Origin of the sequence: Umezawaea tangerina, from assembly GCF_003002815.1 — a bacterium.
GTDB lineage: Bacteria > Actinomycetota > Actinomycetes > Mycobacteriales > Pseudonocardiaceae > Umezawaea > Umezawaea tangerina.
This window is the reverse complement of the sequence record NZ_PVTF01000022.1, coordinates 41266-60063: the sequence shown is the minus strand read 5'-3', so window position 1 is coordinate 60063 and position 18798 is coordinate 41266. Positions and strand designations below refer to the sequence as shown.

Here is an 18798-nt window from a genome sequence, read left to right as displayed (position 1 = left end):
ACCGGCCGTCCCGGCACCTGACCACGGCGGGCCGGTCGCACCGACAGGGGCGCGACCGGCCCGCCGCCGCGGGTATGACGCACGGCTCACCCGTCGTGGGGTAACGATGGTGGGCGCCCGCGCGTTGCAGCTGTCGACCCGGCCTCTCCCCCTACCCGAGGAGCGTTCCACCGATGTCCGCTGCGCCCGCGACCCTGACGATGTACTCCACCTCCTGGTGCGGTTTCTGCTTCAGCCTGAAGAACCAGCTGAAGCGCGAAGGCATCGAGTACGTCGAGGTGGACATCGAGCGGACCCCCGGTGCCGCCGACTTCGTGATGAGCGTCAACGGCGGGAACCAGACCGTGCCCACCCTGCACTTCCCCAACGGCGAGACCTTGACGAACCCCTCGATCGCCCAGGTCAAGTCGCAGTTGGGCTGATCCTCCGATCGTCCGCCGGGCTCGGGGTCCCTCCTCGGGTCCGGCGGCTCGTCGAGCCTACGAAGCGCGCGGCGCGCGGTGGAAGTACCAGGACCGGCCCGTCCGCGGGGAGCCAATGACGGTCAGGTCACGCGAACGCGCGGCGCATTCTCGCCAAGCCCTCGTCCAGGGCCTCGGTCGCCACCAGCCCGTAGCCGAACACGAACCCCTGACGTGGCACCCGGTCGACGCCGCACAGCGCCATGGTGTGCAGCGCGACGCCCAGCGAGGCCGCGCGGGCGGTGACGGCGGCGTCCTCGCCCGGCACGTCGGAGCGCAGGTAGGCCGTCAGGTGCAGCCCGGTAGCGCTGGTGATGGGTTCCAGGTGGTCGGCGAAGTCCTGGTCGAACGCCATCGACATCCGGTCGCGGCGGGTCCGGTAGACGCGCCGCATCCGGCGCAGGTGCGCGGCCAGCAGCCCGTTCTCGATGAACTCCGCCAGCGCGCCCTGCACCGGGCTGGAGGAGTGCCAGTCGGCCAGGTGCTTGGCCTTGCGCAGCGCGGAGTGCAGCGGCGGGGGAGCGACGCAGAACCCGACCCGCAGCGTCGGCAGCAGCACCTTCGAGAACGAGCTCACGTACACGACCCGGCCGGTCCGGTCGAGCGCGTGCAGGGGCTCCACCGGGCGGCCCGTCCAGCGGAACTCGCTGTCGTAGTCGTCCTCCAGGACCACCGCGTCCACCCGTTCCGCCCACTCCAGCAGCGCGAGCCGCCGCGACAGCGACAGGGCGTGGCCGAGCGGGAACTGGTGCGACGGGCTGAGGTACACCAGCCGCGCGGACTCCGGCAGCTCGTCGACCACCAGGCCCTGCGCGTCCACCGGCACGCCGACCAGCCGCACGCCCATCGCCTGGAACAGCCGCTTCACCGGCGGGTAGCCGGGGTCCTCCATCGCCACGACGTCGCCGGGCGCGAGCACCACCCTGGCGACCAGGTCCACGGCCTGCTGCACGCCCGCGGTGACCATCACGTCGGCCGCGGTCGCCCGGACCGCGCGGGACACGCCGACGTGCCGGGCGATCGCCGCCCGCAGCCCGGCGTGGCCCATCGGCTCGCCGTACATGCCGAGCGCGGTGCCCGAGCCGCGCAGCTGGTTGGCCAGCAGCGCCCGCCACGTCGGGAACGGGAAGCGGGTCGCGTCCGGCATGCCCGGCCGGAAGTCGAACTCGAGGGTCCCCGCGGACAGGTCCGGCGGGTCGGGCATGTCGTCCCACATCGGCCGCGGCCGCAGCGGCGACGGGCGCGCCTCGGGCTCGCGGGAGCCGCGGAACGGCAGGTCGCTGACGAACGTGCCCACGCCGACCCGGCTGGTCAGGAAGCCTTCGGCGGCCAGCTTCTCGTAGGCCGCGTTGGCGGTGTTGCGGGAGACCTGGAGCGCCGCCGCCAGCTCCCTGGTCGGCGGCAGCGCCTCGCCGGGCCGCAGCAGCCCGTCCAGGATGGCGGCGCGGACCTGCAGGTAGATCTGGGCGGTCAGGTCGCGCCGTCCGTCCAGGCTCACGTGCAGGTCCACGCTCGGTCCACCCTCTTCGCCGGGAGCGGCCGATCAGACCAGGGTCAGGGCGTACACCTCCACGCGGGGGTCGTCGGGCAGGGTGACCGACTGGAGCACCTTGGTGCGGTCCACGGGCAGCGCCTGCCCGAACAGCCGCACCGGCGGTCCGTCGACACCCTGACCGGCCTTGATCCGGTGCGGCATGTCGAGCACGACGGTGCTGCCCGGCGGGGTCGACCCGGCCCAGTCGCCGACGGTGACGGGCACCTCGGCGCTGGTGCCGTCGGAGTACCGCACGGTCAGCGCCACCGTCACCGGCCCGTTGTGCGAGGCCGCGACGAGGTTGGCGCTGCTGTAGTTGCCCTGCGGCAGGAGCATCGCCTGGCCCCGCGTCTCGACGAAGTTGTTCGCCGGGCCGGTCGGGTCCGGCGTCGAGTACGTCACGCCGCCCCACACCACCTGGCCCGCCGCGGGGAGCAGCGCGCCGTCGTAGCTCCAGCCGCCGCCGTCGAAGTCGCCCTGCGCCGAGTCGGCCACGGTCGCCGCCCCGTCGTGGTTGCGCTCGCGCGCCAGGTCCACCGCGCACTGCCCGTCGACCACGGTCGCGCAGCTGCCCGCGGCCTTGATCTCGATGGTGGCCATCCGGGTCACGGTGCCCGCGGTGGCCTGCACCCGGTAGGTGCCCGCCGCGGTGTTGGCGGGCACGGTGACCGGCACCGTGACGGTCTTCTGCACGGGCAGCCGCTTCGACTCGATCAGCAGCGGCGCGCGTTGCACCGTCACGCCCCAGCCCTTGGGCACGGTGACCTTCAGCGGCACCGACAGCGTGCCGGGGGACTGGCCGAGCACGTCGACGTTCAGCGTCACGGTCTGCGCGGCGGCCTTGGTCGGCACGATCACCGACGCGGGCCGCAGCGAGGCGTCCACGTGCTCGCGGCCGTCGGCGGGGGCGGAGTTGACCGACGGCGGCTCGTCACCGGACCTGGTGCCCCACGCGGACGGCTTGGAGCCGACCTGGTGGGCGAGCGTGCCGCCGCGGGCGAGCGCCTTCCAGTCCAGCCACGTCCTGGACTGGTCGGCACCGTTGAACTTCAGGCTCTGCACGTACCGGTTGGTGTCGCTGACGCCGGGCGCGGTCACGGTGAGCGTGCCGCCCTGCGACGACTTGTACGACCCGATGCGGACGGTCGCCGACTCGAACTGCGGGCTGGACAGCGCCATGAAGTCGCCGCCGCTCATCGTCGGGTACAGCCCGAGCGAGGAGAACACGTACCAGGCCGACATCGTGCCCAGGTCGTCGTTGCCGGTCATGCCGTCCGGGCCGGTGGTGAACAGCGTCATCGCGGCCCGCACGACGGTCGCGGTCTTCGCGGGCGCGCCCGCCCACAGGTAGACGTAGGGCGCGAGCAGGTCGGGCTCGTTGTTCGGGTTGTAGGTGGGCTTGCCGTAGTAGTCGTAGGGCTGGGTGATCCAGTCGGTCCGCGCGGTGCCCGCGGGGTCGGTGAGCAGCTTGTCGTAGACGAAGAAGTCGTCCAGCCGCTTCTCGGTGGCGGCCTTGCCGCCCATCAGCCCGACGAGTCCCTTCGGGTCCTGCGGGACGAGCCACTGGTACTGGTAGGCGCCACCCTCGTGGAACTGGTGGGAGGCCTCGACGGGGTTGTACGGCGCGAGCCAGGTGCCTTCCTTGGTGCGCGGCCGGAACTGGGAGATCGAGGAGTCCCACAGGTTGCGGTACCACTGGCCGCGACCGGCGAACATGGTCGCGTCGGCGGTGTGCCCCAGGCCCTTGGCCATCAGCGCCAGCGCGGCGTCGGCGGCGGAGTACTCCAGCGTGGCCGAGGCCGGGTGCACGCAGTCGTTGTCGCCGCCCTTGTGCGCGCAGTCGGTGCCGAGGGTCAGACCGGACGGGACGTAGCCGCGGTCGTTGTAGTAGGCGACACCGGACCGGCCGTTGTACGGCGAGTCGGCGGGCGGCAGGCTGGTCGCGTTCTTGCGCAGCAGCGCGTACGCCTCCTCCTCGTGCCCGGCCAGCAGCCCCTTGGACCAGGCCTCGACGAGGAACGGAGTGACCGGGTCGCCGGTCATGATGTTGGTCTCGCTGTTGGCGAGCGCCCAGCGCGGCAGCCACCCGCCGTCGCGGCCGCTGGCGACCAGCGACAGCGCGACGTCGCGCGCCACCTCGGGCCGCAGCATCTCCAGCAGCTGGTTCTGCGGCCGGTAGGTGTCCCACAGCGAGAAGTTCTGGTACGGCGTGTACCCGTCGGCGGTGTGCACGGCCCCGTCGAACCCGACGTACTTGCCGTCCACGTCACCGGCGACGTTCGGGTGCAGCAGCGAGTGGTAGAGCGCGGTGTAGAACGCCGTGCGCCGCTCGGTGGTGCCGCCGCCGATCCTGATGGAGCCGAGCTGTTCGACCCAGGAGTCGTGCAGGCGCTGCCGCACGGCGTCGAAGTCGTAGTCGGTCGTCTCGGCGGCGAGGTTCTTCCGCGCCCCCTCGGCGCCGGTGTAGGACAGCCCCACCTTCACCACGACGTCGCGGTCGGCGTTGGCGTCGAACGTGACCCACGCGCCGTTCCCGCCGGTGCCCGCGGCGTCCCGGCCGCCACCGGTCGTCGTGGAGCCGCGCCAGGTGCCGAACGACGCGAACGGCCGGTCGAACGTGGCCGTGAAGTACACCGTGTGCTCGTCGTGGCCCGCGCAGAACTGGCCCGCCCGGACGCGCCCCTCGACCGTCCGGTCACCGACGACGTGCACCTCGGAGTCGAACACGTTCTGGTTCGCCTTGCCGGTGTTGAACAGGATGTTCGCCGCGCCGGTGGCGGGGAAGGTGTGCCGCTGCCACCCGGTCCTGGCGGTCGCGGTCAGCTCGGAGCCCACGCCGTACTTCGACAGCCCGACCCGGTAGTAGCCGGGTGTGGCCTGCTCGTCGGAGTGCGAGTACGGGGACTTGTAGACGTTCGGGTCGACGCTGCTCACCGCGCCGGTCGTGGGCATCATGGGCAGCTCGCCCGCGACCCCGCAGCCCACGCCGGACAGGTGCGTCTGGCTGAACCCGTAGATCGTGCCCTGCTGGTAGTCGTACCCGCCCTGGCCGCCGGTGTCCGGGCTGACCTGCACCATCCCGAACGGCGCGCTGGCGCCGGGGAAGGTGTTGCCGAAGTTCTGCGTCCCGACGAACGGGTTCACCAGCGCCGTCGGGTCGTCCTCGGGCGCCGCCGACGCGGGCGGTGCGGCGAGCACTCCCGCCACCAGCGCTCCTGCGAGCACCGCCACGACACGGGTTCGTCTGCTGCGCACCAGGTCCTCCTAGCTGACATCGTTGTCATGCCCCACAGTTGCCGCCTAGAGACGCACCGTGTCAGGAGGACTGACCGGCTGTCAACGACAGACCGCAGACCCGACCGGACAAAAGCGGACAGCCGCCTGACCGTTCGTTTCGCGGCGAACGGGACCACCCGCGGCGCAGCAGGACCCCGACGAGGGCCCCGAAGGCGAGGTGGTCGGCGTACTGCGGCCACCTCGGCAGCGCCCGGACGGCCGGGTACCGCCGTCCGACCACCTCGAGGTCCAGCACCGCGATCGCCAGTCCCGCCGCGGCCCCGCCGAGCGCCCCGAACGGCCGCCGCCCGTGCACGGCGGCGAGCACCGCCGTCCACCCCGCGGTCAGCACGACGTGGGCGACGGCGCCGCGGGCGGTGCCGGGGCGGCCGCCGGGCAGCAGCGTCCCGGCCGCGCGCGTGGCGGCCAGGACGTCACCACCGGTCGCCAGCGCGTGCAGCGTGGACGGCGCCCCGCTCAGCACGCCCGCGACGGCCGCGGCCCGCGGGCCCCGTCTCACGAACCGCTGCCGTACGGCCTGGTGATGATCTCCAGCGCGTGCCCGTCCGGGTCGTCGAAGTACACGCCCCGCCCGCCGTCGTGGGTGTTGGTCCGGCCCTCGCCGCGGTGGCCGTGGTCGGACCAGTAGGTCACGCCGCGCTCCTTGACCCGTCCGAAGATGGCGTCGAAGTCGTCCTCGTCGACGAGGAACGCGTAGTGCTGCGAGGTGATCTCCCCGCGCACCTCCATGAAGTCGAGCGTGGTGTCACCGTCGGTCCGCACGGTGACGAACGGCCCGAACGGCACGGGTGCGGGCAGGCCCATCACCGACGCCAGGAACTCCGCCGAGGCCTGCGCGTCCCGAGCGGCCACGATCGTGTGGTTCAACCGCACTGCCATGCTGGTGGATCCCCCTTTTCCGGTCTGGTGGAACCGACGAGCGTAGAACCTCGAGCGCGCTGGAAGTCAACTCGGATCCGCCGTTGTCGGTGCCCCCTCGTAGGATCTGCGGGCATGGCGACTCCCGACATCGGAACCGATCCGAGCGAGGCCCGGCAGGTGCTCCACCGGGTCTTCGGCTACGACTCGTTCCGCGGCAGCCAGCAGGACGTCATCGAGCACGTGGTCGCGGGCGGCGACGCGCTGGTCCTGATGCCGACGGGTGGCGGCAAGTCCCTCTGCTACCAGATCCCGGCCCTGGTGCGGGCGGGCGTCGGTGTGGTCGTCTCGCCGCTGATCGCGCTCATGCAGGACCAGGTCGACGCGCTGCGCAACGTGGGCGTGCGCGCGGGCTTCCTGAACTCCACGCAGAACCCGGACGAGCGCAGCATGGTCGAGTCCGAGTTCCTCGCGGGCGAGCTCGACCTGCTGTACCTGGCGCCGGAGCGGCTGCGCCTGGAGTCGACCATGCGCCTGCTCGACCGCGGCAAGGTGTCGCTGTTCGCGATCGACGAGGCGCACTGCGTGTCCCAGTGGGGCCACGACTTCCGGCCGGACTACCTGGCGCTGTCGGCCCTGCACGAGCGCTGGCCGGACGTGCCGCGGATCGCGCTGACGGCGACGGCCACCGAGGCCACCCACGCGGAGATCGCGACCCGGCTCAACCTCAAGGAGGCGCGGCACTTCGTCGCGAGCTTCGACCGCCCCAACATCCAGTACCGCATCGAGCCGAAGAACGAGCCGAAGCGGCAGCTGCTCGACCTGCTCAAGACCGAGCACGCCGGCGACGCGGGCATCGTGTACTGCCTGTCCCGCGCGTCCGTGGAGAAGACGGCCGAGTTCCTGGTGCAGAACGGGATTCCCGCGCTGCCCTACCACGCTGGGCTGGACTCGCGGGTGCGCGCGACCAACCAGTCGCGGTTCCTGCGCGAGGACGGCCTGGTGATGGTCGCGACCATCGCGTTCGGCATGGGCATCGACAAGCCGGACGTCCGGTTCGTCGCCCACCTCGACCTGCCGAAGTCCGTGGAGGGCTACTACCAGGAGACCGGCCGCGCGGGTCGGGACGGACTGCCGTCCACGGCCTGGCTTGCCTACGGGCTCCAGGACGTGGTGCAGCAGCGGAAGATGATCGACACCTCCGAGGGCGACCAGGCGCACCGGCGCATGCTCGGCATGCACCTCGACGCCATGCTGGCCCTGTGCGAGACGGTCGACTGCCGCCGCACCCGCCTGCTCGCCTACTTCGGCCAGCAGGGCGAGCCCTGCGGCAACTGCGACACCTGCCTGTCGCCGCCCGAGTCGTGGGACGGGACCGTGCCCGCGCAGAAGCTGCTGTCGACCGTGGTGCGGCTGCAGAACGAGCGGCGGCAGAAGTTCGGCGCGGGCCAGCTGATCGACATCCTGCTGGGCAAGAAGACCGCGAAGGTCATCCAGCACGACCACGACTCGCTGACCGTGTTCGGCATCGGCACGGACCTGCGGGAGGCCGAGTGGCGAGGGGTCGTCCGGCAGCTGCTGGCCCAGGGCCTGCTGGCCGTGGAGGGCGACTACGGGACGCTGGTGCTGACCGAGGCGAGCGCCGAGGTGCTGTCGCGGCGGCGCGAGGTGATGCTCCGCCGCGAGCCGGAGAAGGCCCGCGCGGCCCGTCCCGCGAAGGCGTCGAAGGCCGCCGCGGTCGTCGACCTGCCCACCGAGGCCGTGCCGGTGTTCGAACGCCTGCGGGCCTGGCGGGGCGCGGTGGCCAAGGAGCAGGGCGTGCCCGCCTACGTGGTGTTCCACGACGCGACGCTGCGCCAGATCGCCACGCTGGAGCCGTCGACGCTCGCGGAGCTGGGGACCGTGAACGGGGTGGGCGAGAACAAGCTCGCCAAGTACGGGCAGGGGATCCTGGACACGCTGGCGGAGTAAGGCCGTGGGGTCGGGCGTGACCCCGCCCGCGGTGGCCGGGCCGCCCACCGCCTCGACGCCGGCCGCGCCACCCTTCGGGTCTCGTGGCCCTGCCGCCGGCGGGTGAAGGTGCAACCGGTTCACTTAGTGCTCGGTGCACCTTCCGGTTATGCTCCGGCCATGACCCAGCCCCCGGTCGGTCGACGCGAGCGCAAGAAGGCCGCCACCCGGCAGGCGATCGCCGACGCGGCGCTGCGGCTGTTCCTGGAGCGCGGCTACGACCAGGTGAGCATCCGCGACATCGCCGACGAGGCCGACGTGTCGACGACGACGCTGTTCAAGCACTTCACCGGCAAGGAAGCGCTGGTGTTCGACGAGGAGGCGGACAAGGAGGCGCGGCTGGTCGCCGTGGTGCGCGACCGGGCCGAGGGGCAGAGCGTCGTGGAGGCCTTGCGCGAGCACGTCCTCGCCACCTGGCTGCCGCTCACGGCGCACCCGCAGCTGGCGGAGTTCACCGCCCTCGTCGACACCACGCCGGCGCTGCGGGACTACGCCGAACGCATGTGGACGCGGCACACCGACGCCCTCGGCGCCGCCATCGCCGAAGCTTCGGGCGTGGACCGCGACGACCTGGCGTGCGTCACCCTGGCCCGGTTCGTGCTCGAGGTGCCCGCGCTCACCCGCGGCAGGCAGGACCGCCGCGCCGCCGTCGAGACGGTCTTCGACGTCCTCGCGCACGGCTGGTCCCCGCCCACCGCGTGACCTGCCCGCGGGTCCGGACGGAGTCGGCTACCCGGCGATCCGGCGGATCGTGTTGATCGGCCCGATGTCGTCGATGTTGGCGATCTTCACCGGCACGCCCTCGGTGGACGCGTGCACGGCCCGCACGTTGTCCACGGCCATCGCCACGTGCGACTGCCCCGAGTAGTAGATGATCAGGTCACCGGCCTTGACCTCGCCGCGCGACACCGCCCGCCCGGTCGTCGCCTGCGTGTAGGTGGTGCGCGGGATGCTCACCCCGGCCGCCCGGTAGGAGGCCTGCGTCAGGCTGGAGCAGTCCCAGGAGTTCGGCCCGTTCGACCCGAACACGTACGGCTTCCCGCGCTGCGCCAACGCGAAGTCCAACGCCGCGCCCGCCGCGCCCGAGGGCGTGTCGACCGACGTCGTGTCGCCGCGGTCGGCCAGCACGGCCCGGTCCGCCGAGCTGAGCGAGTTGTACTGCGTCCGGGCCGCGTTCACCTGCGACACCAGCGCCACCCGCCGGTCCTCGATGTCCGTCACCAGCTTCGTGGCCGCCGCGGAGGCCTCGTCGGCGCGCTTCTGCGCGTCCACCGCCCCGGCCCGCGCCGCGGAGGCGTCCGCCAGCGCCCCGGACAGCGCGTCCAGCGCGGCGGCCTGGTCGGCCGCCATCACGGTCATCGCCGACATCCGGCTGAGGAAGTCCTGCTGCGAGGAGGCGGTCAGCATCGCCGACAGGCCGGTGAACCTGGCCCCCTCGAACGACGCCTCGGTCAGCAGGTCGACCTTGCCGCGGAACTCCCGCTCCGCGGCGGACGCCTTCTCCAGCGCCGATCCGGTCGTGGCGAGGTCCTGGTTGGCGCGGTCGAGCTCGCCCTGCTTCTTCTGCCGGTCCTCCTGCGCGCGCAGGTGCTCCTCGTTGAGGGCCTCCGCGTCGTGGGTCAGGTCGGTGTACCGCTTGAGCGCCTCGGACGCGTTCGCCGGCAGCACGGGATCGGCCAGGGCCTGCGTCGGGGTGACGATCAAAGCGGCCACGACGACCGCGGCCGCCAATGCCGCGCGAGTGGTCCGCCTACCGGGGAACGACGTCATACCCGGCCCTACGGGATGCGGGGGCTCCCGGTTCAGTATTCGTGTGGAAGGTTTCCCAAATGCTTGACCGTTATGTCCGAGGTCGCTAACGTGGCTGGTCTAGACCACAGGAACAAGTGACGACCTGGATCCGCTGACCAGCGGAAACTCGTGTCCGACCTGCCCGTGTCGATTCCGCCGCGTCGACACGGAGGACCACGTACCGCTGCACCGGGTTCCCAACCCTGCGGTGGGAGGCGCTCCCGAATTGCTTCCCACCTGGGAACAGCCGTTCATTCCAGAGGAGCTGTCATGAGTTTGAGGAGCAAGCTGGCCGCGGCGGCGGTCGCCATCGGTGTCGCGCCCCTGATCGTCGTCGTCGCACCCGCGGCCACGGCGAGCGCGCACGGCTACATCTCGTCCCCACCCAGCAGGCAGGCGAACTGCGCCCAGGGCAAGGTGCAGAACTGCGGTGACATCGTGTGGGAGCCGCAGAGCGTGGAAGGCCCGAAGGGCGCGACCAACTGCCACGGCAACAACGGGCGGTTCGCGCAGCTCAGCGACGAGAGCAAGGGCTGGCCCGCGACGTCGGTCGGCGGCACGGTCACCTTCAACTGGGTGCTGACGGCCCGCCACGCCACCAGCACGTGGCAGTACTTCATCGGCGGCACCCGCATCGCCGAGTTCAACGACGGCGGCAGGCAGCCGGGGGCGACCGTGAGCCACACGGTCAACCTCGGCGGGCGCAGCGGCAGGCAGAAGCTCCTCGCCGTCTGGAACATCGCCGACACGGCGAACGCGTTCTACTCGTGCGTCGACCTCCAGGTGAACGGCTTCGCGGGGGGCACCCCGAACGCGCTGGCTGCTGTCTAGTGCGGTGGCCACGAACCCTTGCCGGGGAGTTCCGTCGTCCAGTCGGTCCCTCGGTTCTCCGCCCCCGCGCCCTCGTACTGGCAGTACGGGGGTGCGGGGGCGGAGAAGCGAGCGAGCGGCTGGGCCCGGAAATGCCCGCCGAGGATCGTGGTCACCGCACTAGCCGGTGGGAGGGGCCCGCGTTCCGCGCCGGAGCGCGGGCCTTCCGCCGTCCGTTCCCCTTGCCGTGGAGGACTTCCCGCCCATGAAGCGCCACCCGTTCGCCGCCGTCGCGGCGGTCGTCCTGCTGCTCTCCGGCTGCGGTGCGGCCGCTCGACCGTCCGGGGCCGCCGAGTACAACGCGGCCGACGTGATGTTCCTGCAGATGATGCTGCCGCTGCACGCCCAGGGGCTCGAACTGACCCGGATCGCCAAGGAGCGCACCACCAGGGCCGAGGTGCGCGACATCGCGGACGAGCTCGACACCGCGCAGCGCGACGAGACCGCGAAGATGACCGGGTGGCTGACCGACTGGTCCCAGCCGACGGCGATGGACGGCGACCCGGCCGCGCACGAGCACCACGGCGGCCTGCACCAGACGAGCCCCGCCGAGATCGACGCGCTGGCCAAGGCGCCCGACGCGGACTTCGACACCACGTTCCTGAACCTGATGACCGGGCACCTGCACAACTCCGTGGAGCTGACCAGGTCCGAGATCGAGGGCGGCACCAACCAGCCGGCCAAGGACCTGGCGACCACGATCCGCGAGTCGCGCACCAAGGAGATCGCCAGGCTGCTCAGCCTGGTGGGAGCCGGGTAGCCACCGGACCGGCCAGCCACCGCTCCCGAGACTCCCACGCCAGCAACGTCGACGGGCTCTCGAACCGGCGCGGCCGCCCGCTGACCGGGTCGGTGAACGACAGCACCTTCGCCAGCAGCTGCAACGGCTTGCGGTAGTCGTCCAGCGCGGTCTCGGTGAGCACGGGGTAGAAGTCGTCACCCAGGATCGGCACGCCGAGCCCGTTCATGTGCAGCCGCAGCTGGTGCGTGCGACCGGTCCTGGGCAGCAGCCGGTAGCGCCCCAGCCCGTCGCGGTGCTCGACCAGCTCCACCAGGGTCTCGCTGTTGGGCGGCGCGTCCAGCTCCCGCGCGGTGATGACGCCCTTCTCCTTCACGATGTGGCTGCGCACCGTGCGGGGCAGCTCCAGCGCGGGGTCGTGCGGCGCGATCGCCTCGTACTCCTTGTGCACCACCCGATCCCGGAACATCGTCTGGTAAGCCCCGCGCCGGGCTGGGTTCACGATGAACATGATCAGCCCCGCGGTCACCCGGTCCAACCGGTGCGCGGGCACGAGGTCCGGCAGGTCCAGCTCGCGCCGCAGCCGCACCAGCGCCGTCTCCACCACGTGCTTGCCGCGCGGGATCGTGGCCAGGAAGTGCGGCTTGTCCACGACCAGCAGGTCGTCGTCGCGGTGCACGACCCCGATCTCGAACGGCACCGCCACCTCGTCGGGCAGGTCCCGGTGGAACCACACCGATGAGTTCGGCACGAACGGCGCGCCCGGCGCCAGCGGGCCGTCCATGTCCACGATCCGGCTCTCGCGCAGCATCGTGTCGATCCGCGCCGGGTCCACCTTCGGCAGCCGGTCCACGAGGTGGTCCCGCAGCGTCGTCCACGGCCCCTCGGCGGGCATCCGCAGCCGCGCGGGGTCGAGCCCGTGCCGCTGGGGCAACGGGGGCTTCTGCTTGCGTCTCATCAGGATGGCAGCGTAGGCGGCCGTCCTCGCGCGACGCGCGGCGGCGTCCCGCACGCCTTCCCCGCCCGGCGCACCGTCCTGTGTGACCCTGACGCGCATGCCGGACTGGACCTACCACCCCCTCAGCGGCCCGGCCGCCGCGCTCCTGGGCGAGCGGCGGTCCCGCCACGCGGCACTGCACGCCCTGGCCGTCCTCACGGGCCTCCCCGGCGGCAGGCGCCTCGTGACCGGGGTCTTCGGCCACCCGCCCGTGCCGGGGGTCGGCGCGGTGGTGCCCCCGCACCTGGCCGAGGACGCCCGCCGCGCCCTCCCCCCGCTGGGCGCGAGCGTCGTGCGGGTGGGGCCGCCCGAGCCGCACGAGGTGGTCCTGCACGACCCCTCGACGGCCGCCGCCACCGCCCTGCTGGCGGACCGGGGGACCACCGTCCTGGCGTCCCCGGCGCTCCTGCTCGAAGCGGGACCCGGCTGGTTCCAGCGCGTGGCCGAGGCGACCACCCCGACCACCGCGCCACCACCCGTGCGCGACCTGCCGCGCAACCCCCTGAGGTGGCCCGCCTGGTGCTGGGGCGCGCTGGTGGGCCTGGGCATGCTCGTCGCGGGCACGGGTGCCGCCGCGATCACGCTGGGCCCGGTCCTGCTCTGGTACGACCGCTCGTTCCTGGGCATGACCCTCGACGACCTGCACGCCGTCAACCACAACCTGGTGCACTTCCTCCAGCACGACCGCGTCACCATGGCGGGCACGATGGTGGCGATCGGATTCCTGTACACCGGGCTGTCGGCGGGCGGGATCCGGCACGGGTGGCCGTGGGCGCGCACCGCGCTCCTGGTGTCCGGCGCGATCGGCTTCCCGACCCTGTTCTTCTTCCTGTCCTACGGTTTCCTGGAACCGCTGCACATCCTGGCGACGGCCGTGCTGGTCCCGATGTTCGTCGTCGCCACCCGGCGCGCCCCGAGGAGCCCGCGGTGGACCGCCCTGCCGGACGGGCCGGAGGCCGTGCGCCGCCGCGCCCTCGTCGGCCAGCTGCTGATGATCGTGACCGGTGTCGGCCTGTTCGTCGGCGCGGTGGTGGTGACGGCGACCGGCCTGTCCGCCGTGTTCGTGCCCAGCGACCTGGGGTACCTGGTCACCGACGCGGACGCGCTGAGCGCGGTCAACCCCCGGCTCGTCCCGTTCGTGGCCCACGACCGGGCCGGGTTCGGCGGTGCGCTGATGGCGGCCGCGGCGGCCATCGCGCTGCTGGCCCTGTGGGGGTGGCGGCGCGGCGACTCCTGGGTCTGGTGGACGCTCGCCCTGGCCGCCGCCGCGGGGTTCGTGCCCGCGCTCGTCGTGCACGGCGTCATCGGGTACACGGACTTCTGGCACCTGGCACCGGTGTACGTCGGGGTGGTGCTCACCGCGGTCGCGTTGGTGTTGTCCAGGCCCTACCTGTGCGCGCGCGACGAGGTCTCCGCGAAGTCGACCGGTTGACGTGCGCGGTGGTTGGGCCGCTTGAACCGCGTTCCACTGCCGGGTGCGCGACCATTCCGGGCCGACGACCGGAAATCGCGGGATCGCGCTTCCTCCGGGGGATTCGGACGACGCCACGCGGGCGGCCGACCGCCGGAGGACGGTTCCCGCGGTCGTTCCCGACCCCGCGTCGGTCCGCGCCTGCGAAGACCCGGACGCCGGTTCGGAACATGCTGAACGGGTGTTCCGGAAAACGCTCTCCGGGTGTTCCCGCGCGGTGCGGGGCCCCGGTTCACAAACTACCGGTGGTCGCCGGCGGGAATTCGCGGACCGGACGGCAAGATCATTCGGCGGAGCCGTTCTCGGGGTCCTTCTCCTCGCCGCGCTTGCGCAGGAAGTTGAATCCCGGAATACCGAGGATCGCCTGGCGCACGTCGTTCGTCACCTCCAGCAGCTGGTGGACGTCGGGGCCGACCTTGTCGAGCGTGGCGAGGATCGGCAGCACGTCGGAGATGATGTGCTCGGTCAGCACGGGGAGCTGGTCGACCAGCCGGATGGCGGCCTCGATCTCCTGCGGGGACAGCTCGTCGACGAACCGCTTCAGCAGCGGCACGGCCTTGCGGGCCAACGGCGAGTAGGCCTCCAGCAGCTCGTGCGCCGTGCGGGCGGTGGACTCGGCGGTGGCGACGACCCCGGTGGCCTGGTTGGTGACGTCCACGACCTCGGTGACGACGGCCTCGGCGGCGGTGGAGACCCGTCGCGCGTCGGCGACCACGACCTGGGCGGCGGAGGAGACCACCCTGGCCTGGGCGACGACCGCCTCGACCTCGCCGACGAGCGCACCGGTGCGCTGGATGAGGTCGTCGGCGCGGGTGACGACGCCGTCGACCCGCGCGACCAGTGCTTCGGCCGAGTCCAGCAGGCCCAGCACCCGGCCGGGGACGGCGGCGACCGCGACGGCGGAGTCGACCGCCCAGCCGACGGTCGACTTCGCCAGGCCGAACAGCTCACCGGGGGCGGGCAGACGCATTTCCATGCGACCACTCTGCCCTACCCGGCGCCGATGTTCAGTTCTTGATCGCGAAGACGGTGCGGACGCCGGTGTCGGGCGGTGGCGCGGCGGCCCGGTGGCGCGGCTGGTCCGGGTCGGTGCGCCACGGGTGGTGGATGTGTTGTCGGACGTGCGCGGCGGGTAGTCGGGCGTCGTGGAATATGCGGCTCGGATGTTGTTCCCGGAGGTGTTGTGCGGTTCGGCCGCCGCGCCTTGGCCGGTTGCCGGTTCCGGGTGGAGTCGATGCTGGTCCTCGGGGTCGCGGGTCTGGTGGGCGTCCGGTGGCGGGGTGAGTCGATAGGTGCGGTAGGGGCACCGGATGCCGGTGTTCCAACTGGGAAAAGCGGGGCGGTCGGGTGAGGTGCGGACGGCCGCGGATATCCGTCCGGTGCGCGGTGGTGCGGGGTGTGGTCGGTGTTCCGCCAATTGGCGTTGTCATTCGTGCGGCGGGTGTCGTCCGTTGTTCGCGGATTCAGGTCGTTCGTTGTTCTGGGATTGCCGGATAGGCGGCTCTTTCCGGTGCGGGTTCTCCGGGAGTCGGAGTGGTCGCCGTGATCCGGCCGTCCACGGGGTGGGAATCCTCCGTACGTCGGCGGGGCTTCGCAGGCGTGGTGGAGGGCGTGCGCGTGGTGGTCGCGTCGGGGGGAGTGCTGTTGGTGGACGGGTATCCGCACGTGTCGGAGTCGGTGGTGGGGGAGGGGCCGTCACCGCGCGGACCGGTGCCGCGGCGGTGGGTCGACGCCCGAGGTGCGGTGTCCGGAGCCCCTGCGACGGGGTCCGCTCGGCGCGAATAAATCGATCCGGCAAGGCTCCTGTGTCATTTGCGCCGCCATACCGGTCGGACTTCTCGGCGGGATTTCCGCACGGGTGCCCGACGTTTCGTCGGGCGGGGAAAAATGGTCCGGGGAAGTGGTCCACCGTTCCTCGCGGCGGTACTCACCGGTTCCGGTGTGCCGGCTCCGCGCCCTCGATTTCGAGGCGGATTGGTAGGGGAGTGGTCCACACCGGAGGCCGCCGCGGCGTTGGGCCGGTCGGGTGGCGCTGGTGCGGCGGCGTCTCCCGTGGTGCGGACGGGCGCCGGGATAACGGTTGCCCTCGAACGGGTGACGTTTGGAGCGACTCCAAACTCCGAGTGGTGCGGTCGTTGACTTTTTTCCGGTACCGGACTATTAACTGCGTTTGGTTTGGTATTGTCGTGACATTCCGCCCGTTCGACTCGTTGTGAGGTTCGACCCATGGCCCAGAAGGTTCTCGTCCAGCTGATCGACGACCTGGACGGCACGAGCAGTGAAGACATTTCCACGGTGCAGTTTTCACTGGATGGTGTTACCTACGAGATCGACCTGAATGAAGCCAACGGCGCGAAGCTGCGTGACGGACTGGCCAGTTTCGTGGCCGCCGCACGGCGCACCGGCGGTCGCGCCAAGCGCGGAACCGCCGCCATCGTGGGGGGCAAGCCCGCCGGTGAGGGGCGGAGCAAGGAGCAGACGCGGGCCATCCGCGACTGGGCCAAGGCCAACGGGCACGAGCTCGCGGACCGGGGTCGGATCCCGGCGAGCGTCGTGGACGCGTTCGAGTCCGCCCACCGCTGAGGGGGCTGTTGGATCTGTGTGCGCGGGAGTCCCGGGGCGTGTCGGCCTCGGGGCTCTTGTGTGTCTGGGGGTGGGTGTGGGGGTGTGTCCGGGGTCTTCGGGAATCCGAAGGTGTGGGGGCTGGGAGGCTGTGGGTTTGCTGTGAATGGGCGGGGGTTCGGATGGCTTGGTTCCCGCCCCTGGTGAAGCCCGGCCCCCGGCGCGCGATTGTCTCAATGCCCTGCCCCAGTTTGTCAAGACGATAGAGCTGTCTTGACAAACTGGGGCAGGGCAGGAGGGCGCTGTGTATCGGGGGCGGGAGGGGATCTGGCTTCGCCAGACATCGAGCTGCGCTCGACTCAAGCATCAGGCTTCGCCTGACTCGGGCATCCTCGGCTTCGCCGTCGGACCAGGCATCGGCTGGCGCCGACAGGGCCCCAGGCGCTCCGCGCCGGATGCGCGCCGGCGGGCTTCGCCCATTGGCGGTCCGTGCTCGCTGCGCGTCGGAAAGCGGGGGCGCTTCGCGCCGGATGCGTGCTGGCGGGCTGCGCCCGACGACGGATCCTCGGCTGCGCCGTCGGACTGGCGGTCGGCGTTTCGTGCCGGTGGTTTAGGTGGGGGTTGGTTTGTCCGAGTGTTTTGCGAGGGTGGTGAGGACGGCGTCCGCGGCGTCCTGGAGGGTGTCCAGGCGTTCTGGGCCCACTGCTTCGATGAACCAGGCGCGGACGTTGGCGGCGTGGGAGGGGGCGGCTTCGGTGATGGCGTTGCGGCCCTCGTCGGTGAGGACGATGTCGGCGTAGCGGGTGTCGTCGGGGCAGGGTTCGCGGCGGACCAGGCCGCGTTGGGCCATTCTGGTGAGGTGGTGGGACATGCGGCTTTTCTCCCAGTCGGTGACCTCGCCCAGTTCGAACGCGCGCATGCGGCCGGTGGGGGACTCCGAGAGGATGACGAGGATCTCGTAGTCGGAGGAGGAGAGGCCGAACTCGCGCTGCAGGTGCCGGTACAGGTGCGTGCTCAGCTGTCTCTGCATCGCCAGGAAGCTGCGCCAGGCGCGCTGCTCGGTCTCGTTCAGCCACGGGTCGTCGCTCACGAACCGAATACTACGCTTTAGGTTGACATATCATCCGGTAATGGAAAGCCCGGTGCGGTCGTGACCGGATCCGGTCGAACCGGTTGGCGTCCCGCCGACGAACGTGGGGTGTACCCCGAGCCCCACACTCGGGGTACACCTCGTTCGTCAGGCGCCGCTCTCGGCGGCCTTGACCTCGCGGAAGCCGTCCTCGGTGAGGCCGCGGCGCCAGTAGCCGGAGATGGACAGGCGGTCCTTGGTGACGCCGCGCTCGTCGAGCAGGTGGCGGCGCAGCTCCTTGACCATCGACGCCTCGCCGTGCACGAACGCCTGGGGTTCGCCGGTGGGGAACTCCATGGCGCGGACGACGTCGACCAGGGAGCCGCCCGCGGAGCGGTGGACCCACTGGAGGTCGACGGAGCCGGGGCTGTCGATCTTCTGCTCCTCGTCGGGGCCGTCGACCTCGACGACGACCTTGGCGACGGCACCTGCGGGGAGGTGCTCGACGGCGGCGCTGATGGCGGGCAGTGCGGCTGCGTCGCCGAGCAGGAGGTGCCAGTCGGACTCCGGCTGGGGCGCGTAGGCGCCGCCGGGGCCGAGCAGCGAGAACTCGGTGCCCGGCTGGACGGTGGCCGCCCAGGGGCCCGCCACGCCGACGTCGCCGTGGTGGACGAAGTCGATGGCCAGCTCCTGTGCGACGGGGTCGTGGTAGCGGACGGTGTAGGTCCTGACGGCGGGCCACTGGTCGCGCGGGAAGTCGCGGCGGACTGCCTGCATGTCCAGCGGGCTGGGGTAGTCGACGCCCTCGAGGGGGAACAGCACCTTCACGTAGGCGTCGGTGTGGTCGTTGCCTTCGAAGTCCCGCAGTCCGGGGCCTCCCGCCACGACGCGGATCATGTGCGGGGTGACGCGTTCGGTCCGCAGCACTCGTAGAGTGGTGACCTGGCGGCGGTCCCGCTTGGGCGCGTCGCTCGCAGGGGCGTTGCTCATCCGACCTCCCGGTGGTGGTTCATTCTTTTAGGGTAGCCTAAGTAGGCCGATCGGGTAGGGCGGCCGAATGCGAGGCCCCCTGAATGTGTGCTAGGGGCTCCCCTAGATCCGTGCTCAGCTGCTGTGGCGAAACCGATACAGCCCTAGCG

16 protein-coding genes are annotated in these 18798 nt (G+C 71.6%); 7 read left to right on the top strand and 9 right to left on the bottom strand.

Going from position 1 to position 18798, the window contains the following annotated elements:
- Positions 1–173: 173 nt before the first annotated feature.
- Positions 174–422: a mycoredoxin gene (locus CLV43_RS43990; RefSeq protein WP_106196480.1), complete on the top strand. Its 249-nt coding sequence runs from the start codon at positions 174–176 to the stop codon at positions 420–422.
- A 127-nt stretch (positions 423–549) separates the two neighbouring features.
- Here the strand turns inward: CLV43_RS43990 and pdxR are convergent, their stop codons facing one another.
- Genes pdxR through CLV43_RS43970 form a run of 4 tightly spaced genes read right to left on the bottom strand, consistent with a single transcriptional unit; the run spans position 550 to position 6171 of the window.
- Positions 550–1971: a MocR-like pyridoxine biosynthesis transcription factor PdxR gene (gene pdxR / locus CLV43_RS43985; protein WP_106196479.1), complete on the bottom strand. Its 1422-nt coding sequence runs from the start codon at positions 1969–1971 to the stop codon at positions 550–552.
- Positions 1972–2004: 33 nt separating this feature from the next.
- The gene (locus CLV43_RS43980) at positions 2005–5253 is read right to left on the bottom strand and encodes a GH92 family glycosyl hydrolase (protein WP_425445808.1); all 3249 of its coding nucleotides are present in this window, start codon (positions 5251–5253) and stop codon (positions 2005–2007) included.
- Positions 5254–5311: 58 nt separating this feature from the next.
- Positions 5312–5791, bottom strand: a complete 480-nt coding sequence (locus CLV43_RS43975; protein ID WP_245887481.1) for a hypothetical protein — start codon at positions 5789–5791, stop codon at positions 5312–5314.
- Positions 5788–6171 carry a VOC family protein gene (locus CLV43_RS43970; RefSeq protein WP_106196475.1) on the bottom strand — a complete coding sequence of 128 codons (384 nt, stop codon included), beginning with the start codon at positions 6169–6171 and terminating at the stop codon, positions 5788–5790. The genes CLV43_RS43975 and CLV43_RS43970 overlap by 4 nt, the downstream gene beginning before the upstream one ends.
- A 114-nt stretch (positions 6172–6285) precedes the next feature.
- Between CLV43_RS43970 and recQ the strand changes: the two genes are divergently transcribed.
- The gene (gene recQ, locus CLV43_RS43965; protein WP_106196473.1) at positions 6286–8121 is read left to right on the top strand and encodes a DNA helicase RecQ; all 1836 of its coding nucleotides are present in this window, start codon (positions 6286–6288) and stop codon (positions 8119–8121) included.
- Between the two features lie 159 nt (positions 8122–8280).
- On the top strand, positions 8281–8862 hold the full coding sequence (locus CLV43_RS43960; protein ID WP_106196472.1) for a TetR/AcrR family transcriptional regulator: 582 nt from the start codon (positions 8281–8283) through the stop codon (positions 8860–8862).
- Between the two features lie 27 nt (positions 8863–8889).
- Here CLV43_RS43960 and CLV43_RS43955 read toward each other — a convergent pair whose 3' ends face one another.
- On the bottom strand, positions 8890–9930 hold the full coding sequence (locus CLV43_RS43955; protein WP_106196470.1) for a C40 family peptidase: 1041 nt from the start codon (positions 9928–9930) through the stop codon (positions 8890–8892).
- 291 nt (positions 9931–10221) lie between these two features.
- Between CLV43_RS43955 and CLV43_RS43950 the strand changes: the two genes are divergently transcribed.
- Together CLV43_RS43950 and CLV43_RS43945 are read left to right on the top strand one after the other, a co-directional pair.
- Positions 10222–10782, top strand: a complete 561-nt coding sequence (locus CLV43_RS43950; RefSeq protein WP_106196469.1) for a lytic polysaccharide monooxygenase auxiliary activity family 9 protein — start codon at positions 10222–10224, stop codon at positions 10780–10782.
- A 244-nt stretch (positions 10783–11026) separates the two neighbouring features.
- The gene (locus CLV43_RS43945; protein ID WP_106196467.1) at positions 11027–11581 is read left to right on the top strand and encodes a DUF305 domain-containing protein; all 555 of its coding nucleotides are present in this window, start codon (positions 11027–11029) and stop codon (positions 11579–11581) included.
- Here the strand turns inward: CLV43_RS43945 and CLV43_RS43940 are convergent.
- Positions 11559–12518, bottom strand: coding sequence for an RluA family pseudouridine synthase (locus CLV43_RS43940; RefSeq protein WP_106196573.1), 960 nt, complete (start codon positions 12516–12518; stop codon positions 11559–11561). The two genes, CLV43_RS43945 and CLV43_RS43940, sit on opposite strands and share 23 nt — an antisense overlap.
- A gap of 97 nt (positions 12519–12615) precedes the next feature.
- Here CLV43_RS43940 and CLV43_RS43935 point away from each other — a divergent pair, with 97 nt between their 5' ends.
- Positions 12616–13989 carry a hypothetical protein gene (locus CLV43_RS43935; RefSeq protein ID WP_106196572.1) on the top strand — a complete coding sequence of 458 codons (1374 nt, stop codon included), beginning with the start codon at positions 12616–12618 and terminating at the stop codon, positions 13987–13989.
- 322 nt (positions 13990–14311) lie between these two features.
- Here CLV43_RS43935 and CLV43_RS48305 read toward each other — a convergent pair whose 3' ends face one another.
- Complete coding sequence (locus CLV43_RS48305; RefSeq protein ID WP_170156286.1) at positions 14312–15004, bottom strand: hypothetical protein; 693 nt, start codon at positions 15002–15004, stop codon at positions 14312–14314.
- A 1250-nt stretch (positions 15005–16254) separates the two neighbouring features.
- Here CLV43_RS48305 and CLV43_RS43920 point away from each other — a divergent pair.
- A complete protein-coding gene (locus CLV43_RS43920; protein ID WP_106196461.1) occupies positions 16255–16611 on the top strand; it encodes a histone-like nucleoid-structuring protein Lsr2 in 357 nt (118 codons plus the stop codon).
- Between the two features lie 589 nt (positions 16612–17200).
- Here CLV43_RS43920 and CLV43_RS43915 read toward each other — a convergent pair.
- On the bottom strand, positions 17201–17680 hold the full coding sequence (locus CLV43_RS43915; protein WP_106196460.1) for a MarR family winged helix-turn-helix transcriptional regulator: 480 nt from the start codon (positions 17678–17680) through the stop codon (positions 17201–17203).
- Between the two features lie 147 nt (positions 17681–17827).
- Positions 17828–18649: a siderophore-interacting protein gene (locus tag CLV43_RS43910; protein WP_106196458.1), complete on the bottom strand. Its 822-nt coding sequence runs from the start codon at positions 18647–18649 to the stop codon at positions 17828–17830.
- Positions 18650–18798: the final 149 nt, after the last annotated feature.